Origin of the sequence: Rhodoplanes sp., assembly GCF_013377085.1 — a bacterium.
In the GTDB taxonomy this organism is placed as follows: Bacteria; Pseudomonadota; Alphaproteobacteria; order Rhizobiales; family Xanthobacteraceae; genus Rhodoplanes.
The window spans coordinates 1-20,943 of the sequence record NZ_JACAAX010000007.1 but is presented as its reverse complement, the minus strand read 5'-3'; the positions used below and the strand labels follow the sequence as shown (position 1 = coordinate 20,943).

Annotated in this window: 19 protein-coding genes and 1 tRNA gene; 8 read left to right on the top strand and 12 right to left on the bottom strand. The window is 69.2% G+C overall.

Annotation, left to right across the window (positions count from 1 at the left end):
• Positions 1 to 5: 5 nt before the first annotated feature.
• The gene (mgtE, locus tag HXX10_RS07280; RefSeq protein ID WP_296521159.1) at positions 6 to 1,415 is read right to left on the bottom strand and encodes a magnesium transporter; all 1,410 of its coding nucleotides are present in this window, start codon (positions 1,413 to 1,415) and stop codon (positions 6 to 8) included.
• A 212-nt stretch (positions 1,416 to 1,627) separates the two neighbouring features.
• On the opposite strand from mgtE, the gene HXX10_RS07275 reads away from it, so the two are divergent.
• From HXX10_RS07275 to HXX10_RS07265, 3 genes are all read left to right on the top strand, one after another.
• A complete protein-coding gene (locus HXX10_RS07275) occupies positions 1,628 to 2,434 on the top strand; it encodes a polysaccharide deacetylase family protein (protein WP_367141938.1) in 807 nt (268 codons plus the stop codon).
• A 121-nt stretch (positions 2,435 to 2,555) separates the two neighbouring features.
• Complete coding sequence (locus tag HXX10_RS07270) at positions 2,556 to 4,085, top strand: polysaccharide deacetylase family protein (protein ID WP_296521157.1); 1,530 nt, start codon at positions 2,556 to 2,558, stop codon at positions 4,083 to 4,085.
• 494 nt (positions 4,086 to 4,579) lie between these two features.
• Positions 4,580 to 4,664: transfer RNA gene (locus HXX10_RS07265), tRNA-Leu, on the top strand.
• A 293-nt stretch (positions 4,665 to 4,957) separates the two neighbouring features.
• On the opposite strand, the gene HXX10_RS07260 is transcribed toward HXX10_RS07265, so the two are convergent.
• On the bottom strand, positions 4,958 to 5,200 hold the full coding sequence (locus HXX10_RS07260) for a FliM/FliN family flagellar motor switch protein (RefSeq protein ID WP_296521155.1): 243 nt from the start codon (positions 5,198 to 5,200) through the stop codon (positions 4,958 to 4,960).
• A gap of 80 nt (positions 5,201 to 5,280) precedes the next feature.
• On the opposite strand from HXX10_RS07260, the gene lipB reads away from it, so the two are divergent.
• Positions 5,281 to 6,057, top strand: coding sequence for a lipoyl(octanoyl) transferase LipB (lipB, locus tag HXX10_RS07255; RefSeq protein ID WP_367141940.1), 777 nt, complete (start codon positions 5,281 to 5,283; stop codon positions 6,055 to 6,057).
• Between the two features lie 130 nt (positions 6,058 to 6,187).
• Here the strand turns inward: lipB and HXX10_RS07250 are convergent, their stop codons facing one another.
• The 9 genes from HXX10_RS07250 to HXX10_RS07210 form a co-directional block, all read right to left on the bottom strand.
• Positions 6,188 to 6,496 carry an acylphosphatase gene (locus HXX10_RS07250; RefSeq protein ID WP_296521153.1) on the bottom strand — a complete coding sequence of 103 codons (309 nt, stop codon included), beginning with the start codon at positions 6,494 to 6,496 and terminating at the stop codon, positions 6,188 to 6,190.
• Entirely contained in the window at positions 6,493 to 6,957 is a 465-nt protein-coding gene (locus HXX10_RS07245) for a gamma-glutamylcyclotransferase family protein (protein WP_296521151.1), read from the bottom strand. Before HXX10_RS07245 ends, HXX10_RS07250 begins: the two co-directional genes overlap by 4 nt.
• A 49-nt stretch (positions 6,958 to 7,006) precedes the next feature.
• The gene (locus tag HXX10_RS07240; protein WP_296521149.1) at positions 7,007 to 8,104 is read right to left on the bottom strand and encodes a DUF2336 domain-containing protein; all 1,098 of its coding nucleotides are present in this window, start codon (positions 8,102 to 8,104) and stop codon (positions 7,007 to 7,009) included.
• A 235-nt stretch (positions 8,105 to 8,339) separates the two neighbouring features.
• On the bottom strand, positions 8,340 to 9,422 hold the full coding sequence (locus HXX10_RS07235; RefSeq protein ID WP_296521148.1) for a hypothetical protein: 1,083 nt from the start codon (positions 9,420 to 9,422) through the stop codon (positions 8,340 to 8,342).
• Positions 9,423 to 9,628: 206 nt separating this feature from the next.
• Positions 9,629 to 10,846: a CoA transferase gene (locus tag HXX10_RS07230; protein ID WP_296521146.1), complete on the bottom strand. Its 1,218-nt coding sequence runs from the start codon at positions 10,844 to 10,846 to the stop codon at positions 9,629 to 9,631.
• Between the two features lie 256 nt (positions 10,847 to 11,102).
• The gene (locus HXX10_RS07225) at positions 11,103 to 12,026 is read right to left on the bottom strand and encodes a CoA ester lyase (RefSeq protein WP_296521144.1); all 924 of its coding nucleotides are present in this window, start codon (positions 12,024 to 12,026) and stop codon (positions 11,103 to 11,105) included.
• Positions 12,027 to 12,215: 189 nt separating this feature from the next.
• Positions 12,216 to 13,070 (bottom strand): MaoC family dehydratase N-terminal domain-containing protein, encoded by an 855-nt coding sequence (locus tag HXX10_RS07220; protein ID WP_296521141.1) that lies wholly within the window; start codon positions 13,068 to 13,070, stop codon positions 12,216 to 12,218.
• A 273-nt stretch (positions 13,071 to 13,343) separates the two neighbouring features.
• On the bottom strand, positions 13,344 to 15,365 hold the full coding sequence (locus tag HXX10_RS07215; RefSeq protein ID WP_296521139.1) for an acetyl/propionyl/methylcrotonyl-CoA carboxylase subunit alpha: 2,022 nt from the start codon (positions 15,363 to 15,365) through the stop codon (positions 13,344 to 13,346).
• Positions 15,366 to 15,785: 420 nt separating this feature from the next.
• Entirely contained in the window at positions 15,786 to 16,352 is a 567-nt protein-coding gene (locus HXX10_RS07210; RefSeq protein WP_296521137.1) for a phasin family protein, read from the bottom strand.
• 386 nt (positions 16,353 to 16,738) lie between these two features.
• Between HXX10_RS07210 and aroQ the strand changes: the two genes are divergently transcribed.
• From aroQ to accC, 3 genes are read left to right on the top strand one after another with little or no spacing between them, the layout of a single operon-like run.
• On the top strand, positions 16,739 to 17,188 hold the full coding sequence (gene aroQ, locus HXX10_RS07205) for a type II 3-dehydroquinate dehydratase (protein WP_296521135.1): 450 nt from the start codon (positions 16,739 to 16,741) through the stop codon (positions 17,186 to 17,188).
• A gap of 4 nt (positions 17,189 to 17,192) precedes the next feature.
• A complete protein-coding gene (gene accB / locus HXX10_RS07200) occupies positions 17,193 to 17,681 on the top strand; it encodes an acetyl-CoA carboxylase biotin carboxyl carrier protein (protein WP_296521133.1) in 489 nt (162 codons plus the stop codon).
• A gap of 19 nt (positions 17,682 to 17,700) precedes the next feature.
• Positions 17,701 to 19,056 carry an acetyl-CoA carboxylase biotin carboxylase subunit gene (gene accC / locus HXX10_RS07195; protein WP_296521131.1) on the top strand — a complete coding sequence of 452 codons (1,356 nt, stop codon included), beginning with the start codon at positions 17,701 to 17,703 and terminating at the stop codon, positions 19,054 to 19,056.
• Positions 19,057 to 19,441: 385 nt separating this feature from the next.
• On the opposite strand, the gene HXX10_RS07190 is transcribed toward accC, so the two are convergent.
• On the bottom strand, positions 19,442 to 19,822 hold the full coding sequence (locus HXX10_RS07190; protein ID WP_296521129.1) for a response regulator: 381 nt from the start codon (positions 19,820 to 19,822) through the stop codon (positions 19,442 to 19,444).
• 305 nt (positions 19,823 to 20,127) lie between these two features.
• Between HXX10_RS07190 and aat the strand changes: the two genes are divergently transcribed.
• Positions 20,128 to 20,856, top strand: coding sequence for a leucyl/phenylalanyl-tRNA--protein transferase (gene aat / locus HXX10_RS07185; protein ID WP_296521127.1), 729 nt, complete (start codon positions 20,128 to 20,130; stop codon positions 20,854 to 20,856).
• Positions 20,857 to 20,943: the final 87 nt, after the last annotated feature.

The following is a 20,943-nucleotide window of genomic DNA, read 5'->3' as shown; positions in this document are numbered from 1 at the left end:
TCTGATCAGTGCAGGCCGAACCAAAGGCTCGCGATGCCGAGGAAAGAGAAAAAGCCGACGACATCCGTGATGGTCGTGACGAACACACCCGACGAGACGGCGGGATCGAGACGGAAACGCTCGATGACAAGCGGCACGAGAATTCCTCCGAGCGCCGCCGCCACCAGGTTGCAGACCATCGCGAGCCCGATGACGATGCCGAGATCCGCGGTGCGGAACCAGGCGGCGGCGGCGATGCCGGTGATGACCGCGAAGGCGAGGCCGTTGACCAGCCCGACCAGCAGCTCGCGCAGCACGATCCGCATGGCGTTGCCGTCGTGCAGCTCGCGGGTCGCCAGCGCCCGCACCGCGATCGTCATGGTCTGGGTCGCGGCATTGCCGCCCTGGCTGGCGACGATCGGGGCGAGCACCGCGAGCGCCACCATCTTCTGCAGCTCGCCCTCGAACAGGCCGAGCACCGAGGAGGCGAGAAACGCGGTGGCGAGATTGACCAGGAGCCAGTTGAAGCGGCCGCGCGCGATAGTCCAGACCGAGTCCGACAGTTCCTCGTCGCCGGTGACGCCGCCGAGCGCCTTGATGTCCTTCTCGGCCTCCTCCTCGATCACGTCGACCACGTCGTCGACCGTGATGACGCCGGCGAGCCGGTCGGCCTCGTCGACCACCGGCAGCGCGATCAGATTGTAGCGCTCGAACAGCCGCGCCACCTCCTCCTGATCGGCCGTCGCCAGCACGCGGCGACGGCCGGCGTCCATCAGCTCGGAGACCCGCGTCGGCCGCCGCGTGCGCAGCAGCAGGTCGAGCGCGACGGCGCCGAGCAGCTTGTAGTCGCCGTCGACCACGTAGAGCTCGAAGAAGCGTTCGGGCAGCTCCTCGTTCTCGCGCAGGTAGTCGATGGTGTGGCCGACCGTCCAGGTCGGCGGCACGGCCACGTATTCCGACTGCATGCGCCGCCCGGCGGAGTCGTCCGGGTACTGCAGGCTGCGCCTCAGCGCGACCTGGTCGAGCGAGGGAAGCTGCTCGAGGATCTCGGCCTGCTCCTTCTCGGGCAGGTCCTCGAGGATGTAGACGGCATCGTCGCTGTCGAGATCGCGCACGCCCTCGACGACGGTCTGCGGCGGCAGCTCGTCGAGGATCTCCTCGCGGACCGTGTCGTCGACCTCGACCAGCGCCGTGAAGTCGAAATCGGCGCCCATCAGGCCGATCAGGCGCGGCCGCAGCTCGGGATCGAGCGCCTCCAGCAGATCGCCGACATCGGCCTCGTGGAGATCGCCGACGAGGGCGTGCAGCGCCGCGGCGTCCACGCTCTCGATCGCCTCGCGCACCCGTGCCACGACGTCGTCGCGGATGGCGCCGTCCTCGTCGCGCAATGTGGCCGCCGCACCGGCCTCGGTCGTCGTCTCGGGCTGGTCCAGCATCAGGGGTCTCGCGATCGCGCCGCACGCGCAGAAACGGGGCGCGCGACCGGTTCGGCTTGTACGCGCGGGTTGGAGAGGTGGCAAATCCCTCGCGACGCCATTATGACGGTGCGACGAGACGCCAAGACAGCGGCGCTGCGGCGACGTCCCGGACGGGTTCCGGCACGGGATCCGGCGCGACGCGGACGCCGCGAGACGCGGAGGAGATGCGAGTGATTCGTCACGTCCTGGTGCTCCTCCTTCTGGCCGGCGCGTTCGCGTCGCGGCCGGCGATCGCGCAGGCCGCGGACGCCTGCCCGGGCCGCGCCGATGCGCTCGGCACCGCCCGCGTCCTCACCGTCGATCCGGCGACCTATCCGCGCGTCGGCCGCAAGCATTTTCCGCAGACCCTGCCGCTCGCCGACATGGAGGTGGTGCTCACCTTCGACGACGGGCCGCGGGCCGGCCGCACCGAGAAGGTGCTCGACGCCCTCTCGCGCGAGTGCGTGCGGGCGAGCTTCTTCGTGCTCGGCCGCCAGGCGCAGACCTACCCGGCCCTGCTCCGGCGCATCGTCGCCGACGGCCACACGCTGGCCCACCACACCTTCGACCACCCGCTGCTCGACCGCATGTCGCCGGCCGCCGCCGAGCGCGAGATCGACCACGGCTTCGCCGCCGTCGAGACGGTGCTGCACGGACAGCCCACCGACCGGCCGACCACGCCGTTCTTCCGCTTCCCCGGCTTCGCCGCGACCCCGGCCCTGCTGCAGCGGCTGGAGCAGCGCGGCATCGCGGTGTTCGGCGCCGATCTGTGGGCGAGCGACTGGAACGACATGGCGCCCGGCCAGCAGCTCGACCTGGTGATGGCCCGCCTGGAGGCGACCCATGGTGGTATTTTACTTTTCCACGATACCAGGCAGCAGACCGTGCAGATGCTGCCCGCTTTCCTCAGAGCCTTGAAATCGCGGGGTTTCAAGGTCGTGCACATGGTTCCGCCGCGGTCCCGGACGGCCGCCGCGGACAGAGCTGATGCCCGATAGGCACGCGGCCACTATTTCATCACCTGTACACGATATTTTACCCATTCGGCGGTTACCAATTCCACGTGGCTGTGGGAAAAAAACGTTTGCCGTCCGACTGATCGGGGGAAGGGGCAGGATCATGCGCCCGTTGCGCGTCGTGGTTCCGAGTTTGGCCGTTTCGAGGCCGGCAGGGTCGAAGCGGGCCCTGGCGAAGCTGTCGGCCTCGTCGATGGTGCTGTCGCTGCTCGCGCTTTTCGCGACCGGCCCGGCGGCCGCGGCCGGCCCGACGACGCAAGCCGATTGCCCCGGCAACCCGAACGCGCTGGGCACCAGCCGGACCTTGGTGATCGATCCGGCCGAGCACATGCGGCTCGGCATGATGCAGTATCGCGAGACGCTGCCGCTCGGGCCCAAGGAGGTGGTGATCACCTTCGACGACGGGCCGCTGCCGCCCTACACCACCCGGGCGCTCGACATCCTCGCCTCCGAATGCGTGAAGGTGACGTATTTCCTGGTCGGCAAGATGGCCCGCGCCTATCCGGACTCGGTGCGCAAGATCCAGGCGGCGGGCCACACCATCGGCACGCACAGCTTCAGCCACCCGCTGACCTTCCACAAGATGCCGATCGCCCAGGCCGAGCAGGAGATCGAGGGCGGCATCGCCTCGGTCGGCGCCGCGCTCGGCGACCGCGCCGCGGTAGCGCCGTTCTTCCGCGTCCCCGGCCTGTTGCGGCGTGACGAGGTCGAGCGCCTGCTCGCCTCCCGCGGCCTGATGACCTGGAGCGCCGACTTCCCGGCCGACGACTGGAAGCACATCCCGGCCAGCGAGGTGATGCACCGCGCCCTGCAGCGCATCGAGGCGCGCGGCCGCGGCATGCTGCTGCTGCACGACATCCAGCCCGCCACCGTGCTGGCGCTGCCCGGGCTCCTCAAGGAGTTGAAGGCACGCGGCTACAAGATCGTCCACGTGGTGCCGGGGAGCGTCGACCAGCCGAAGACCGCGACCTCGCCGGAGCAGTGGCTGGTGCGCGGCCAGACGGCCGGCGCCGGCTGGCCGACTCCGCAATTCACCATCGAGATGTTGCTCGACGACCCGATCCTGCCGACCTACGACCCGCAGAGCGTCGGCGTGGTCGATGCGCTCGGCCCCTCGCCCGTGCTGGCACGCTCGCGCCTGCGCAGCTACCGGGCCCATGGGAACGCCGTGCCGCTGCCGCCCGAGCCGGTGTGGCCGCGCCACTCCGACGACGAGGCCAGCGGCCGCGCCGTGACGCTGCCGATCGTTCTGCCGGTGCCGAGCATGGGCAGCTTCGGCCGCGACAACGATTTTGCCCCGGCGAGCTCGATCCTCGGCACCGCCGGCCACGCCGCCGCGCTGCCGGCGCTGCCGATCTTTACTCCGGCCGAACCAAAGGCGGCGGCCGGACCGCGCGTCGCCGCCCTCAAGCCGGCCCCGATGCCGCGCCCGGCGCCCACCCCGATCTCGGCCCCGCACACCTCGGCGCCGATCTCGATCGCGCCGGCTCCGGCCGCGGGGACGACCCTGCAGCCACCGGCGCCGATCCCGCCGGCCGCCGGCGAATCGACCGGCGCGATCCGCCGTCCCGGCCTGCTCGGCCGCTGGCCCTTCTCGACCTCGAGCCTGCCCGGACTGGGCGGCTCGCAGTAAGGATCGGGGTGAGGCCCCTCGCCTCACGAAACGACCTGTTTTTCGTCGTCATGGCCGGCTCTCTCCGGCCATGTTCGTTTGCGGCCGTACGCCTCTCGGCGGCGTCGCCGGGCTTAACCCGGCAATCCATCCAACCGAAACAACGGTCGTTCCGGTCAGTTGATGGATGCGCGGCCCATCCTGCTCAGCCCGGACAGATGACTGATCCGAAATCCGGCTGATCAGGTCGCCGTCATTCCGGAGCGCGCCGAAGCGGCAATCCCGGCGCGTCTTCGGCGAGCAGTGCGACCGGGCCGCGGGCTCCCCGGTCGACGACGGCCGCGTCGACCGCCGGCCGGGACGGTCGCGAGCAAGGCCCCGCTGCGGCATACCGGACCCGGTCGGGAAAACCCGCCGCCTGGCCGCCGGCGGTCTTGTCGCCGCATCATCGATTTGTTACACCCTCGCCGTCGCTTCGATGCCTGTGCCGTCCACGGCCGGCATCGATCCCCGATGCGGTCGTGGCGGAACTGGTAGACGCGCTAGCTTGAGGTGCTAGTGGGGCGACCCGTGGAGGTTCGAGTCCTCTCGACCGCACCAATTACTTCGCTGCCGGCTTCATGGCCGGCTTCAACAAGGCGAAGCATCCTTCTGAAAAGACGACGATATCGTCGCTTCTTTCGGGACCGCGTCGGCAATGCCGGCGCACCCGGCATGATGGTCGTCGTGCCGGAGAGCCGCCCCCTCCGCACGTTCCCGCCCAAGCGGGCCTCCAGATCCGTTCGTGGCTGCCGGGTCCCCGCCTTTCGCGGAGACGAGCGGACCAAAGCGATGCCGAGCCGGGACACAGCCTCTGCTCGACGAATCGCACAGGGATGGAAGCGAGCCGGGCCTCAGCGATACTCTGGCGCGCGCGGCAGCATGCGGCGCACCTCGACCCCGATGCGGCTGCCGCTCACCACCACGGCGCCTTCGGCGACCGGGTGATTGTTGACCAGGATACGCACGGCGTCGTTCTCGCGGGTGTCCAGCTCGATGATGGCGCCGCGGCCGAGCCGCAGAACCTGGTGCACCGGCATCACAGTGGAGCCGAGCACGACGGCGATGTCGAGCGAAACACTGTTGAGCGTGGCCACTGTGATGACTTTCCCTGGACGTCGTCCGTTGCGGACCAACACAGCATGGGTATGGTTAGGAAGTGATTAACGCCCCTGTCATCACGGTGCCGCCGACCGGCTCGCTCGGCGCTGACGCGCTCGGCGCTGACGCGACCCGCGCCGCTGCCGCGTTCCCGCCCGTCGAATGGCGGGTCTCGGACCAGCCCGTGGGCTATCCGGAGGCGCTCGCCGTCATGGAGGCGCGCGTCGCCGCGATCGCGGCCGGCACGGCGCCGGAGCTCGTCTGGCTGCTCGAGCACCCGCCCCTCTACACGGCCGGCACCAGCGCGCGCGCCGAGGATCTTTTGGACGCGCGCTTCCCGGTCTTCTCGGCCGGACGCGGCGGCCAGTTCACCTATCACGGGCCGGGCCAGCGGGTCGCCTATGCGATGCTGGACCTGCGCCGCCGCAAGCCCGACGTGCGCTGGTTCGTCTCGACGCTCGAGGCCTGGATCATCGGCACGCTGGGGCGCCTCAACATCCGGGGCGAGCGACGCGACGGCCGGGTCGGCGTCTGGGTGGCGCGACCCGAGCGCGGCGACGGCCGCGAGGACAAGATCGCCGCGATCGGCGTGCGGCTGAAGCGCTGGGTGAGCCTGCACGGCATCAGCCTCAACGTCGATCCCGACCTCGGCCATTTCTCCGGGATCGTGCCCTGCGGCATCGCCGACCCGCGCTTCGGCGTCACCAGCCTGTGGGACCTCGGCCACCTGGTCGACATGCCCGAGGTCGATTCGCTCCTGAAGGCGGAGTTCGAGGCGCAGTTCGGGCCCGTGCGGCGCCTGCCAGGCCCGCCGCCGGAGCCTTCGGCGGGCGCACAGACGGACGGCGATTGAGGAAACGCCGCGGTCATTCCGGGGCGCGGCGAAGCCGCGAACCCGGAATCCAACCCAGGATGCCGTGCTCGCGTCTGGATTCCGGATCCGCACGCTCGCGCGTGCGTCCCGGAATGACCAGGCGATTTGCTCACACGGTCGACAGCACCGAAAAGCTCTCTCCCGGGCGGCGCTGGTCCAACTCCCGGGTGGTCGCCTCGGCGACCGCGATGTCGTCCACCCGGGCCCGCCAGGGACCGCGTCGGCAGGCCGTGATGAAATCGGCGACCAGGTCCGGCGGCCCCGCGACAAGAATCTCGACGGCGCCGCCGACCCGGTTGCGCACCCAGCCGTCGAGACCGCGCTGACGCGCCTCGGCGTCGGCCCAGCCGCGATAGCCGACCCCCTGCACCCGGCCGCGGACCAAGAGGTGGCGCACGACGGTCGAAGCCCCGCTCACGCGATCTCCCCGATCTCGCGCGGCCGCACCCCGCAAAATCCGCCGGGCGCGAGCCGAACGAGCGTTCGCACATACGGCGCCGGCAGGCCGGCGGCGCGGGCGGCCTCGACGACCAGCGCATGGTAGCCGGGACGCGGCCGCCCCTCCCGGCGCGACCGGGCGACATAGACGAGCGCCCGCACCCGCGCGACACCGGCCCGGACGGCCATTGGCACGGCCCGGTAGAGGCCGATATCGGTGCGCTCATAGGCGTTGAGGGCGGCGCGGTCGCGCGGCGACAGGCGCCACAGCACGCCCTCCACCCGGCCGCCCGCAGACGGCACCACGGTCGCGTAGCCGTCGTCGTTGATGAGAAGGCGGAAGCCGTCCAGCACCGCCGACCCGAGCTCGCGGGCGGCGGGGCAGCGCCGGCGCATCAGCGCCCGGCTCATGTTGGATCCGTACGCGAAATACAGCGTCATGGCGAAAGCGGCCAGCACGGTCGAGCGGGTGCGCGAGCTGCTTCTTCTATCACAGCATGCGCTGGAAATCGGCCTTGGAGATCGCCTTGCACGACTTGACGAAGCGCAGCACCCGGTTGGCCGTCTCGGCGGTCAGACCGAGATAGCGCTCGAACGCCTTCTTGGTCTCGGCGTCCGACTCGATGCCACCGACCGTCGCCAGCACCCGCTTCACGTCCGGCCAGCCGAGCGCGATCGACTTGCACAGGATCAACAGCCCATCGGTGGCGCCCTGGCGCATCACGTTCTTCACGGTCGAGATCGGCAGCTTGCTCAGCGCCGCCATCGCCTCGATGGTCTCGGTGCGCTTGCCGGCCTGGGCGAGCTCGCCGATCCGCGCCTTGAGGCGCCCCGGGTCGATGCTCATCACGGTGCCGGCCGAATACGAGCTCTTGTCGACCTCGGCCCGCTCGCGCGCCACCTCGGTGGCAATGTCGGCGAGCGTGCGGGTGATCGTCACCCGCATGTCGTGGTCGGCGTTCTTGAGCAGCCGGTTCTTGACGACCTCGGTCGCCTTGCGGAGCAGATGCTGGAACACGTCGGTCGGAACGTCGGTGCGGCTGATGAACCGCTCTGCGAGGCGGCCATCCGACTGCGCCTTCTCGGCGACCTTCATGAAGCCGGGCCGGGAGAACCGGGCGCCGTGGTTCCCCGTGACCTTGAGGGTGACCTCGTCGTCGCCGCGCTCGACCAGCACGTCGGTGACCTTCTCGGGCAATGTCTCGCGGCCCGCGATGGCGGCGAGATGGGCCTGGCTCTTGGTCAGCGCCAGCTCGACCAGGAAGTCGTCGGAGAGGATCTTCGAGCGCTCGATCAGCGGCCTGGAGATCTCGATGTCGTCGTCTTCGGCGAGCCGATGGACGGTGCGCACCGGCGCATTGGCGGCCGGGGCGAGCTGCTTGCTCAGCCGGATCAGCGCGTCCCGCTCGATCTTGTCGATCAGGTGGCACATCACGTCGTCGAACACCGCGACATGGTCGTCGCTGTAGCTCTCGACGTTCATCAGGAACAGGTCGCTGACCCGACGCAGAATATCGGCGCGCTGCACGCTCGAGCCACTGCTCAGCGTCTGCTCCAGTTCGACGATCAGCGACGGTACGCCCGCCATGCCCGTTCCAAAGTCCGCAAGGTCCACCCACGGCCAGTACATCCCGGACGTCTGAAAGTGCGGTTAATCGGAGCATGTCGAAATCTAAGAATCCGCCATGCAGGACAGAATTGAACGGAGAAACGGCCAGTGTTCGGACGATCTGCGCGCGACGGGCACGTATTACTACGAAGAAAAGATTAAGCCGGCCGTGAAAATGCCGTGCAATGCTACCGCAACCGACCGACGCAAGACGCTATCGCGGCGATCTGGGCCGACGGACGATGGCGCGGAGCAGCGCCCAGAACAGCGTCGAGCGCGACCGCTCCAGGCGGCCGAGCCGCCAGCGCAGCTCGCCCGCCTCGGCGATCAGCGCGTTGATGGTGTCGCCCCGCATCCCCGTCTTGGCCGCGATGTCGGCGAGCGCACCCGGGCCGTCGCGGCCGGCCGCCTCGACCAGCGCCAGCAGCGGCGGCTCGCCGAAGCGTTCGCCGGCCGGCGCGACGATCGAGGCGTAGCGGGTGCCATAATGCTCGATCTCCAGGAACCACGGATCGGGCTCGGCCGGCATATAGAGGCCGAACACCTTTCCGGGCGCGAGCGTCGCGGCGCTGACCAGCGGGTCGCACCACGAGGCGTCACGGTCGTAGAAGCTGGGCCGCGCCATCCACAGCGCGAGCTGCGCGTCCGTGACGGCGAAGCAGCCGGCATGCGGATTGCCGGGCAGCCGGAACGTCTGCGCCCGGCCGTTCCAGGTGCCGGTGACGGACGGCGCCAGCTCGGGCCGGCGGAACGGCGCGACGCCGTCGCGCGACAGCCGCACCGAGATCGAGACCTTGGCGGGCGTGCCGGTCCAGCCCATCTCGTAGCGGATCGGCAGCAGCATGGCCTGCGGACCGAACGTCTGCGCGAACCAGGCGATCTTGTCGAAGAACGCCGGGTCGTCGACGATCAGGTCATCCTCCATGTAGGCGTAGAGGTCGTAGCCGCCGGCGCGCTCGCGCATGATGCGCTGCGCCTCGAAGGCCAGCATCATCGGCTCGACCTCGGCGTGCTCGACCGTGTAGGCCGATGCGTCGAGGCCGATGAAGTCGACGAGATTGGCGTCGCGCTTGGTGACGACGACGATATCGAGCCGGTCGGCCGGCTTTCCGCGCCCCTGCGGATCGTCCGGATCGAGCGAGGCGCGGCGCGGCCCGAAATAGCGATGCAGCGCGACGAGCTGGGCGTTCAGCGCCGCGATCTTGGCGAAGGGCGCGCGGCCGCTGCCGAGCCCGCTGGTCAGATCGGCGCTGCTGTCGTGCTTGAAATAGTGGGCGATGACGACGAGGATTCGCATGCGGCCGCACTTTGGCGAGGGAGTGGCCGTAAGGCAACGGGCGAGGCGCCGGCTGCACTTCACCTTCCCCTGGAGGGGGGAGGTCGGACCGCGAAGCGGTCCGGGAGGGATTGATCGGCGAAGCCGGTCTTTGCGGCTTCACCCCACCCCGCGCGCGTGCTTCGCACGCGCCCGACCCTCCCCCTCCAGGGGAGGGTGAACGAACATCACCGCCGCGGGCCGGCGACGATGTGATGGTCGTGCAGCGAGGAGATCTCGTGATCGACATAGCCGATCTCGGAGAGGATCTCGTCGGTGTGCTCGCCGAGCTGCGAGGCACGGCGCGGCGGCTCGCGGTCGAGCTCCGAGAACTCGAACGGCGTGCCCGGCACCAGATACTCGCCGATGCCGGGCTGCTCGAGGCGGACGAACATCGGGTTTTGGGGGGAGCAGTCGGGATCCTCCTCGATCACCTGGCGGAACGAGCGGAACACCGACCAGGTGACGCCGTGCTCGTCGAGCGCGGCGGCGAAGTCCTCGACGTTTCGCGCGCGGAACCAGGGGGCGAGCAGCTCGGTGATCTCCTTGCGGGCCTTGAAGCGGTCGCCCTCGCGGGAGAGCCGCAGGCCGAGCCGCACCCCGAGATCATCGAATTCTTCGTGCAGCCCGGTCGTATGCCTCAGCCCGTCCCACTGGCGATTGGTGAGGGCCACGATCATCACCCGCCGGCCGTCGGCGGTTTCAAAATCCTGGCCGTAGGCGCCGTAAAGTGCGTTGCCGTAGCGTGGTCGGTCGAAGCCGTTGACCTGCACCTCGCCGATGATGCCGAGATGGCCGAGCGTCGCCAGCGCCACATCCTTGAGCGCCAGCTCGACCAGTTGCCCCTTGCCGGTGATGCGGCGGTGGCGCTCCGCCGCCATCAGTCCGAGCGCGGCCTTCTGCCCGGTGATCAGGTCCCAGGCCGGCAGCACGTGGCACACCGGGTCCTGCCAGCCCTCCGGGCCGGTGGCCGACGGAAAGCCGACCCCCGGGTTGACCGTGTAGTCGACCGCCGGACCGCCGTGCCGGTCGCCGAGCAGCGACACCATGATCAGGTCCTCGCGGTGCTTCTTCAGCGACTCGTAGTCCATCCAGCCGCGCACCCGCAGATTGGTGAGGAACATGCCGCGGTCGGGCCCCGGCGCGCAGATCAGCCGGGTGACGATCTCCTGGCCGCGCGGCGTCGCCATGTCGACGGCGAGCGAGCGCTTGCCCTTGTTGAGCCCGGCCCAGAACAGGCTCCGATTGTCCTTGGTCACCGGCCAGCGGTGATAGTCGAGCCCGCCGCGGATGCGGTCGAACCGGATCACGTCGGCACCGAGCTGGGCGAGCGTCATGCCGGCGAACGGCACGGCCACGAACGCGGACCCCTCGACGACGCGCATTCCCTCCAAGACCTTGACCATGACCGAAATCCTTTTTTTGAAACGCGAACGCTCTTCCGTATGACTACCCCCCTCCCCGCCCCTCCCCCACAAGGGGGGGAGGGATCCGGTTGCGGCGAGGGGAAACTCCGTCAACGATCGACAGCTCGGCAGTCCGAGCCCGAAAACCGTTGCGGCTCCTGCGTTCCCTCCCCCCTTGTGGGGGAGGGACAGGGAGGGGGGCCTCACGACGAAACGTCGTCTTGGCCTGCAACAAACCGCCCCAAGACACGACAACTTACTCCGCCAGCAATCCCGCCAGCTTCGCCCGCGCGACGATGGTCTGCGACAGTCGGATCGAGGCGACATCGACCATGCGGCCGTCGAGGCTGATGGCGCCGTGGCCTTCCGCCGTCGCGGCCGCAGTGGCGTCGAGCACGCGCTGAGCCCAGCGCAGCTCCGCCTCGGGCGGCACGAAGGTCGCGTTGACGGCGGCGATCTGGCCGGGGTGGATGCACCACTTGCCGTCGAAGCCCATGGCGCGACCGATCGCGCAGGCCTTCTGGAACCCTTCGGGGTCGCGGATGCCGGCGAACGGGCTGTCGATCGCACGCTTGTCGAAGGCGCGCGCCGCACTGACGATGGTGTGCATGATGTGGTGCCAGCGGTGGCCGGGATAGAGCGCGTCGTGCTCGTCCGGCTCGCCGATCGAGGCCATCGGCATGCGCAACGAGGCGGCATAGTCGCCTGCCCCGTAGATCAGCGCCTCGAGCCGCGGCGACGACGATGCGATCTCGCGGATATTGACGCAGGCGAGCGCCGTCTCGATCAGCGCCTCGATACCGATCGGCCGCGTGATGCCCATGGCGGCCTCGATCTGCGTCAAAAGCGTCGCGACGAAATGCACGTCCGAGGCAGCGCTGACCTTGGGCACGACGACGAGATCGAGCCGGTCGCCCGCCTCCTCCACCACCTCGATCAGGTCGCGATAGGCGAAGCTTGTGTCGAGCCCGTTCATGCGGAACTGCTTGAGCTTGCGGCCGAAGTCGAGCTCCTTGAAGGCGCGCACGACGTTGGCGCGGGCGGCCTCCTTCTCGGCGGGCGCGACCGCGTCCTCGAGGTCGATGCACACGGCGTCGGCGGGTGCGGCCGCGGCCTTCTGGATCATGCTCCAGTTGGAGGCCGGCACGAGAAGGACGGAGCGTTCGAGGCGTTCGGGCATGGCGGGCGCAATTCCGTTTCGGTCTTCCACCCTCCCCTGGAGGGGGAGGGTCGGGCGTCCGTGAAACGGACGACCGGGGTGGGGTGAAGCCGCAAAGCTCGGCTTTGCCGATCACCCCCTCCCGGCGGCCTTTGGCCGCCGACCTCCCCCCTCCAGGGGGAGGTGAAGAGAGGGCTGCGCGGCAGTGGATCACGGCTCCTCAGACGCCCACGCCACCGTCGCTTGCATGCCGACATGGCCGTCGCCGTTGACTGTGAAGAGGTCGTGGCCGCCGTCGTCGCGGGCGACGCCCATCAGGCTGACGCGGTCGAAGGCGAACAGCGGCCGCACGGCCCGGAACGTGTAGCGCGCCGGCACCCGGCCCGGATTGTGGCGCCTGGCCGACTGCATCAGCAGCAGCGCCTGCAGCGGCCCGTGCACCACGAGGCCGGGATACTTCTCGACCCCGGTCGCATAGGGCTCGTCGTAATGGATGCGGTGGCCGTTGAAGGTGAGGGCCGAGAACCGAAAGAGCAGCACCGGATCGATCGGACACGGCTCGCTCCAGGTGGGGCTTTCGGGCGCCGCGGTCGGCGCCGGCGGCGTGAAGGCCTTCGGCATCGGCAGGTAGACGATGTCCTGCTCCTCCTCGACGGCGAGGCCGCGCCCGGTGCGAATCGCGTGCCGGACCGTGACGAACACCATCGATCCGGTCTTGCCCTCCTTGGCCGAGACCTTGGTGATCTCCGAGGTCTTGTGCAGCACGTCGCCGATCCGCAGCCGATCGTGGAAGACGTGGCGGCCGCTCGCCCACATCCGCCGCTCGAGCGAGATCGGCGGCAGGAAGCCCCCGCGCCGCGGGTGGCCGTCGCTGCCGATCTCGGCCATCGGCACGACGGGCAGGAAATAGAGCCAGTACCACAGCTCCGGCAGCGGCTTGCCGATGGCGAATTCAGTGCCGACATCGTCGAGCGTCGCGGCGAGCGCGCGCGCCGGCGTCGGATAGGCCTGGTCGCTCAGCTCCTCGGTGCGGCCGACCCAGTCCTGCAGATTGATGCCGTCCATCGTGCATGCCCCCAGCCGCGTGCGTCCCTGGCGGGACGCCGGCCCCGCAATAGGACTGGCGTCCCGCAACGGGACCGGCGTCCGGCGACAAACGCACGCAACGCCCCGACGACGCGGTCCGGCGGCCCGGACCGGCCCAAATGCTCCGGCGTCCCGCCGGAGATGTCCATCAATGAGGGTATTGTGAGCGATCCTCGCCCGACATGACAAGGTCATATCGCACCGCGGCGCGGCGCGCCGCCGCGGCGCGAGGCCGCGGCCACCTCTCCGCCGTCAGGCGAATTCCAGGATGATCGCGTCCACCGGCAGGCTGTCGCCCTTCTTGGCGTGCACCTTGGCGACGACGCCGTCGCGCTCGGCGCGCAGCACGTTCTCCATCTTCATGGCCTCGATCACGGCGAGCGTCTCGCCCGCCTTGATGTCCTGCCCGGCCGTGACCTCGACCGACAGCACCAGGCCCGGCATCGGGCACAGCACCTTCTTGCCGGTGTCGAGCTTGGCCTTGGTCGGCATCAGGCGGATCGCGAAGGCCTCCCACGGCTTGTAGACGAAAACCTTCACCTCGATGCCGTGGTGGGCCATCATCTGGCCGTTCGGGATGTCGCGCACCTGCACGGCGACCGGATCGTCGTCGATCACCCCGAGCCACACGGGATCGCCGGGCTTCCACGAGGACTCGGTGTAGCGCTTGGGTCCGCGCTTGCCGTTCTCGATGAAGTGCACGTCGATGCCGTTGCCCTCGCGCTCGACCTCGAGCTCGATCTCGGTATCGCCGACCAGCACGATGCGGCGGCGATCGTGAGGCACGTGCGGGGTCGGCATCTGGCCGCTGATCTTGCGCTTGCGCTCGGTGGTCTGGAACTCCATCACGGCCGCCACCGCGGCAATGATCTTGCTGCGGTCGCCGCCGGCCGGCAGCGGATGGAAGCCGTCCGGCCACTCCTCGGCGATGAAGCGGGTCGACAGCCGCCCGGCGATCCAGCGCTCGTGCTGCATCAGGGTCGAGAGGAACGGGATGTTGTGGCGGATTCCCTCGACATAAAAGCGGTCGAGCGCGCGCGCCTGGGCGTCGATGGCGATCGTACGGGTGTTGGCATGGGTGACCAGCTTGGCGATCAGCGGATCGTAGAAGAGCGAGATCTCGCCGCCCTCGTAGACGCCGGTGTCGACCCGCACCGTGACCTGGTCGAAGCCGTCGGCGGTCCGCTCGACGGGCGCGCGGAAGCGCACCATGCGGCCGATCGACGGCAGGAAGTTGCGCGACGGATCCTCGGCATAGACGCGCGACTCGATGGCCCAGCCGGAGATCTTCACGTCGCTCTGGGCGATCGACAGCGTCTCGCCGGCCGCCACCCGGATCATCTGCTCGACGAGGTCGATGCCGGTGATCAGCTCGGTGACCGGATGCTCGACCTGGAGGCGGGTGTTCATCTCCAGGAAATAGAAGCTCTTGTCCTGGCCGGCGACGAACTCGACCGTGCCGGCGGAATCGTAGCCCACCGCCTTGGCGAGCGCGACCGCCTGGCTCCCCATCTTTTCGCGCGTCGCGGCATCGAGCAGAGGCGACGGCGCCTCCTCGACGACCTTCTGGTTGCGGCGCTGGATCGAGCATTCGCGCTCGCCCAGATGGATGACGTTGCCGTGCTTGTCGCCCAGCACCTGGATCTCGACATGGCGCGGGTCGACGATGAACTTCTCGATGAAGACGCGGTCGTCGCCGAAGGCCGATTTCGCCTCCGACTTGGAGCGGTTGAAGCCCTCCGCCACCTCGGACCGGTCGTAGGCGATGCGCATGCCCTTGCCGCCGCCGCCGGCCGAGGCCTTGATCATCACCGGGTAGCCGATCTCCTCGGCGATCTTCACCGCATGCGCGTCGTCCTCGATGGTGCCGAGGAAGCCCGGCACGGTCGACACGTTGGCGGCGGCCGCCGCCTTCTTGGACTCGATCTTGTCGCCCATCGCGGCGATGGCGCCGCGATTCGGGCCGATGAAGACGATGCCGGCCTCCTCCAGCGCGACGGCGAAGGCCTCGCGCTCGGACAGGAAGCCGTAGCCGGGATGCACGGCCTCGGCGCCGCTCTGTCGACAGGCCGCGATGATCTTCTCGATCACCAGGTAGCTCTGCGCGGCCGGCGGGGGCCCGATATGGACCGCCATGTCGGCCATCTCGACATGGAGGGCGTCCTTGTCGGCATCGGAGTAGACGGCGACGGTTTCTATTCCCATCCGTCGTGCCGTCTTGATGATCCGGCAGGCGATCTCACCGCGATTGGCGATCAGGATCCGCTTGAACATGTGCACGCCGTCCGCATCGAAAAAACGGTGGTGAAGGGGGGCGAACTCACGTTCTAGCCGCACCGCAAAAAAGTCAACGCTTATCCGTCCGGTGTGACCGAGAGTTCTCCGGAGAGCCCGGAATCGCGCGGAAAGCCTGCGAAAATCGCCACGCCACCGCAACTCGGTCGAGCGGTGTGGGAATGGGCGGCAGCCCGCCGGCGCGGGGAACGCCGGCGGAAGCGCACGTCACGCAGGTCCGTCCGCACCGCGACAGCCGGCCGGCCGGGACGCGCGCGCCGAAATGGTGACGGGCGCGCCCGTCGAGACCTGCGGACGGCTCCGCCGTGGCGAACCGGTGCCGCCGGCTCGCCCGGGACTCTCTCCCCGGGCTCTGCCGTTTCGGGCGTTCGACACGGGCGCCCTCGCGCCCGCGCCGCCTCAGCTCCGCGGCGGATTGAACAGCTTCGAGAAGCCCGAGAAGGTGTCCGTGTTCCAGGTCGTGAGCTTCTGGGCCAGCATGCCGAGCTCGGTCGACTGCGCCGTCACGGTCTCGAACTGCTTGCGGGCGTGGCTGGTCGAGAGCTCGACCAGCTCCGAGGGCGATTTCACGGTGGAGAGCTGCTGGGCGTAGTCGAGCGCGGCGTTCAGGTTCGCCTTCATGAACTCGAACATCCGCTGGCGGTACTCCTCCGCCGCGGTGGCGGCGGCCGTCAGCTCCTGCGGCACCGCGGCCGGCCCGTCGCGCGAGGCGAGGCCGGCGAGATCCGCCGGGGTCTTCAGGGTGGCCATGCTGGCGGCGTAGTCGAGCGCCGCATTCACGTTCCCTCGCATGTAGTCGAACACTTTGGCGCGATAATCGTCTGCCACCTGGGTCGCCGCAGAAACGTCGTAGCCCATCTTTTCCATCGCATCCTCGGTCTGGGTGATCGCTTGGTCGATGCTCTTCTTGAGATCTTCGATCGCCTTGTCGGCGATGTTGGCTCCGTAGTCATGCTGGTCGTGCATGCCGACAATCCTTCGAACAGGAAACACGCGAACAGGAAACACGCGAAAATGGTCGTTCACCCGGACTCGGAACCGGTCCGGCCGCCAGGACGGTGGGGGCCAATGCCTCCCCGCCTCTTTCGGACACCCCGCCTCTTTCGGACACAGTGTACCGGCTTTGCTGACACGCGAAAGACAGAAAAGTTCCCGCCTCGGTTCGGGTGGGCGCCCGCCCGCACGGCCGCGCCCGCCCGCACGGCCGCGCCGGCCCCCGCCGGCCCCGCCGACCCGTCCAAGCCGGCCTTGAAAGACTTCCCCTTCCGCCGGCAGCCCCCTATAAGACGGGCGCCGGACTTTCCGCGCACCCGCCAGTCGCGGGGCCGCGCACCGACCCCGGTGGACAATTCATGGCGCCCACCGTCTATGTCATCAATGGGCCGAACCTGAACCTGCTCGGCACGCGCGAGCCGGCCACCTACGGCCGCGCCACGCTGGCCGACGTCGAGACGCTGTGCCGTGAGGCCGGCGACCGCCACGGGTTCGAGATCGTTTTTCGCCAGTCCAACCACGAGGGCGATCTGGTCTCCTGGATCCAGGAGGCCGGGGCCGAGGGCGCGGCCGGGATCGTGCTCAACGCCGCCGCTTACACGCACACCTCGGTCGCCCTGCTCGACGCGGTCGCCGCCATTGCCGTGCCGGTGATCGAGGTCCACATCAGCAACGTCCATGCCCGCGAGCCCTTCCGCCATGTCTCTTATGTGGCGCGGGCGGCCAAGGGCGTGATCTGCGGGCTCGGCCCGCAAGGCTACGCGCTCGCCATCGCCGGCCTCGCGGGACTCGCAGTGAAGGGGAGTTGAAGTCGTGACAGCCGACCAGGACGCGCCGCAGCCGGCGCCCGGCCTTGATGCCGTCAACGAGCAGATCGTCCGCACGCTGGCGCGCCTGCTCGGCGAGACCGGCCTGACCGAGATCGAGATCGAGCGCGCCGGCCTGCGCGTGCGGGTCGCCCGCCAGGCGATCGCGGTCGCCACGACCGTCGCGGCCCCGGCGGCGGGTGCCGCCGCGGTCGCCGGCGTCTACGCGGTCGCCGACGGACCGATGGACCCGTCCAAGCATCCGGGCGTCGTCACCTCGCCGATGGTCGGCAGCGTCTATCTGGCGCCGGAGCCCGAGGCGCGGCCCTTCGTCGAGGTCGGCACCGTCGTCAAGGCCGGCGAGACCGTGCTGATCATCGAGGCGATGAAGACCATGAACCAGATCCCGGCGCCGAAGTCCGGGACCGTCACCCAGATCCTCGTCGAGGACGGCCAGCCGGTCGAGTTCGGCGAGCCCCTGATGATCATCGAATGACGCGGACGCCGGGCACGCGATGTTCGAAAAAATCCTGATCGCCAATCGCGGAGAGATCGCGCTGCGCATTCTTCGCGCGTGCAAGGATCTCGGGATCGCCACGGTCGCCGTCCACTCCACCGCCGACGCCGACGCCATGCATGTGCGGCTCGCCGACGAGAGCGTCTGCATCGGCCCGCCGCCCGCCAAGGACAGCTATCTCAACATCCCGGCGCTGCTGGCCGCCTGCGAGATCACGGGCGCCGACGCGGTCCATCCGGGCTACGGCTTCCTTTCCGAGAACGCCCGCTTCGCCGAGATTCTCGAGGAGCACGGGCTGCACTTCATCGGCCCAAAGCCCGCCCATATCCGGCTGATGGGCGACAAGATCGAGGCGAAGCGCACGGCCAAGCGCCTCGGCATCCCCTGCGTGCCCGGCTCCGACGGCGCCATCACGTCGGACGAGGAGGCGCGCGCCGTCGCGGCCGAGACCGGCTATCCGGTTCTGGTCAAGGCGGCGGCCGGCGGCGGCGGCCGCGGCATGAAGGTCGCCCGCAGCGAGGGCGACCTGCGCATCGCGCTGGCCACCGCCCGCGCCGAGTCGAAGGCCGCCTTCGGCGACGACTCCCTCTACATGGAGAAATATCTCGAGCAGCCGCGCCACATCGAGTTCCAGGTGCTCGGCGACGGCCAGGGCAACGCCATCCATCTCGGCGAGCGTGACTGCTCGCTGCAGCGGCGCCACCAGAAGATCTGGGAGGAGAGCCCCTCGCCCGCGCTCAACGCCGACGCCCGCACCCGGATCGGCGGCGTCGTCGCCAAGGCGATGCAGGAGCTCCAGTATCTCGGCGTCGGCACGGTCGAGTTCCTTTACGAGGACGGGCAGTTCTACTTCATCGAGATGAACACCCGCATCCAGGTCGAGCATCCGGTGACCGAGATGATCACCGACATCGACCTGATCCTCGAGCAAATCCGCGTCGCCGCCGGCGCCGGCCTCACCTTGCGGCAGGAGGACGTCACCTATCACGGCCACGCCATCGAGTGCCGCATCAATGCCGAGAACCCGGTGTCGTTCCGGCCCTCGCCCGGCAAGATCCGGCATTACCATCCGCCCGGCGGCATGGGCGTGCGGATCGATTCGGCGGCCTATCGCGGCTACGTCATTCCGCCCTATTACGACTCGCTGCTCGGCAAGCTGATCGTCCACGGCAAGACCCGGGCCGAGTGCCTGATGCGGCTGCGCCGCGCCATCGACGAGTTCGTGGTCGACGGCATCGAGACCACCCTGCCCCTGTTCCGCGCCCTGGTGCGCGACAAGGACATTCTGGACGGCAGCTACCACATCCACTGGCTCGAGCAGTTTTTGGCCCGCGGCGGCGGCGTCGACGGGTGAAACGATTCGACGGGTGAGGCGTCGGACGACGCACTGTCCGTCGTCGTGCCTGCGCCGCCTCATCGGCGCTGAGACAAGTGCCGCGCACAGGGCTTTCGGTCGTCATCGCCCGCGTCGGCGGGCGATCCAGTAACCACCGGGGTCAGCGAGGCTCTTCAATCTCTCCGGGCGGACCGGATGCCCCGCCTTCGCCGGGCGCATGGCGACGGACGCGCTGTGGCCTCGAGTGAGCGCCCATAGGCGCAGGCTCGGCACCCGGTGCCCCGCAACCCATCGCCGAACAGCAGACGCGCAAAAGAAAGGCCCCGGGTCGGCGACGCATCACGATGCTTGGCATCGCATTGCGCCGCGCCCGGGGCACGAGGCTTCAGTCGACGGTGAATCCTCAGGCCGGCGTCAGCGAGGCCAGCATGGCGCAGACGTCCTTGGGGGCATAGGGCTTCGGCACGAAGGTCGAGCCCGGCACCGCGTCGGGAACGGCCCGCATGGTTCCGGAGGCGTAGAGCACGGCGAGCTCGGGCCGCAGCGCGCGCGCCAGCAGGGCGAGCTTGCTGCCGTCGACGTCGCCGTCGATGTTTATGTCGGTGAACAGCACGTCGACCGGGGTCCCGTCGGACAGGACCTGCAGGGCGTCGCCGGCATTGGTGGCGGTGTAGACCTCGAAGCCCTGCTCGACCATCGCGTCCTCGATCATCATCGAGATCAGCACCTCGTCCTCGACCAGCAGCACACGGGGCGGACGATTGCGGCAACCACCTGCACTCATGGCCAAACTCCTGCCCCTCGAACCTGCCGACCGGGGTGTCGACGATTTGATTCAATTGCTATGAAAAGGTTACATATCGGCCGGTTACCGACCCGTTAACGCGCTAACGCCCAGGTGTTCACGAACCGGTGAAGCACGGTGTGCGGGTGCGGTCGTCGGCGTATCCACCGGGCATCGGTCGCGCCGCGCGACGACACGAGACGAGCCGCGCGCATCGCGCTACGACATCGAGTCGACCGACCGAGCCGCAACGAATCGACAGACCGTGCCGCCAACCCGAGCCGCAAACCCGAGCTGATCGACCCATGGCCCGTCGCGACACCGCATCGGTCGAGATCACCCCCGAGGTGCTGCTCAAGGCCTATGCCTGCGGGATCTTCCCGATGGCGGAGAGCGCCGAGGATCCGGCGCTGTACTGGATCGAGCCGGAGCAGCGCGGCGTCATCCCGCTCGACGCCCTGCAGATTTCCTCGCGGCTCGCCCGCACGATCAGGTCCGAGCGGTTCCGGGTGGTGGCCGACCGCGACTTCGAGGCCGTGGTCGACGGCTGCGCCGAGCCGGGGCCCGGCCGCACCCGCACCTGGATCAACACGCGGATCCGCAAGCTCTACGGCCGGCTGTTCGAGATCGGCCGCGCCCACACGGTCGAGGTCTACGACGGCGACACGCTGGTCGGCGGACTCTACGGGGTGAGTCTCGGCTGCGCCTTCTTCGGCGAGAGCATGTTCCACCGCAGCCGCGACGCCTCCAAGGTGGCGCTGGTGCATCTCGTCGCGCGGCTGCGCGCCGGCGGCTTCCGGCTGCTCGACACCCAGTTCGTCACCGACCATCTGCGCCGCTTCGGCGCCGTCGAGGTGTCGCGCCGCGCCTATCACAAGCTCCTGGCGGCGGCGCTGGTCGGCGAGGCCGACTTCGCGGCACTGCCGGTCGACCAGCCGATTGCCGGCGCGCGCGTGCTCGAGCTGGCGCGGCCGGCCACGGCCCCCGCAGCGGCCCCGCCCGGCGGGACCGGGACGGGCGGGCCCGCCGTCTGATCGGCTGATACCGGCCTTCAGAAGCTCCGACTCGTCATGCGCGGGCTCGACCCGCGCATCCATCGCTTGAAAGAAGAGCTTCTTTCG

Excerpts from the sequence above, each read along its gene's own strand:
- mgtE (WP_296521159.1), bottom strand. The coding sequence starts at position 1,415 with ATGCTGGACCAGCCCGAGACGACGACCGAGGCCGGTGCGGCGGCCACA.
- HXX10_RS07270 (WP_296521157.1), top strand. The coding sequence starts at position 2,556 with ATGCGCCCGTTGCGCGTCGTGGTTCCGAGTTTGGCCGTTTCGAGGCCG.
- HXX10_RS07245 (WP_296521151.1), bottom strand. The coding sequence starts at position 6,957 with ATGACGCTGTATTTCGCGTACGGATCCAACATGAGCCGGGCGCTGATG.
- HXX10_RS07240 (WP_296521149.1), bottom strand. The coding sequence starts at position 8,104 with ATGGCGGGCGTACCGTCGCTGATCGTCGAACTGGAGCAGACGCTGAGC.
- HXX10_RS07235 (WP_296521148.1), bottom strand. The coding sequence starts at position 9,422 with ATGCGAATCCTCGTCGTCATCGCCCACTATTTCAAGCACGACAGCAGC.
- HXX10_RS07230 (WP_296521146.1), bottom strand. The coding sequence starts at position 10,846 with ATGGTCAAGGTCTTGGAGGGAATGCGCGTCGTCGAGGGGTCCGCGTTC.
- HXX10_RS07225 (WP_296521144.1), bottom strand. The coding sequence starts at position 12,026 with ATGCCCGAACGCCTCGAACGCTCCGTCCTTCTCGTGCCGGCCTCCAAC.
- HXX10_RS07220 (WP_296521141.1), bottom strand. The coding sequence starts at position 13,070 with ATGGACGGCATCAATCTGCAGGACTGGGTCGGCCGCACCGAGGAGCTG.
- HXX10_RS07215 (WP_296521139.1), bottom strand. The coding sequence starts at position 15,365 with ATGTTCAAGCGGATCCTGATCGCCAATCGCGGTGAGATCGCCTGCCGG.
- HXX10_RS07210 (WP_296521137.1), bottom strand. The coding sequence starts at position 16,352 with ATGCACGACCAGCATGACTACGGAGCCAACATCGCCGACAAGGCGATC.
- aroQ (WP_296521135.1), top strand. The coding sequence starts at position 16,739 with ATGGCGCCCACCGTCTATGTCATCAATGGGCCGAACCTGAACCTGCTC.
- accC (WP_296521131.1), top strand. The coding sequence starts at position 17,701 with ATGTTCGAAAAAATCCTGATCGCCAATCGCGGAGAGATCGCGCTGCGC.
- HXX10_RS07190 (WP_296521129.1), bottom strand. The coding sequence starts at position 19,822 with ATGAGTGCAGGTGGTTGCCGCAATCGTCCGCCCCGTGTGCTGCTGGTC.
- aat (WP_296521127.1), top strand. The coding sequence starts at position 20,128 with ATGGCCCGTCGCGACACCGCATCGGTCGAGATCACCCCCGAGGTGCTG.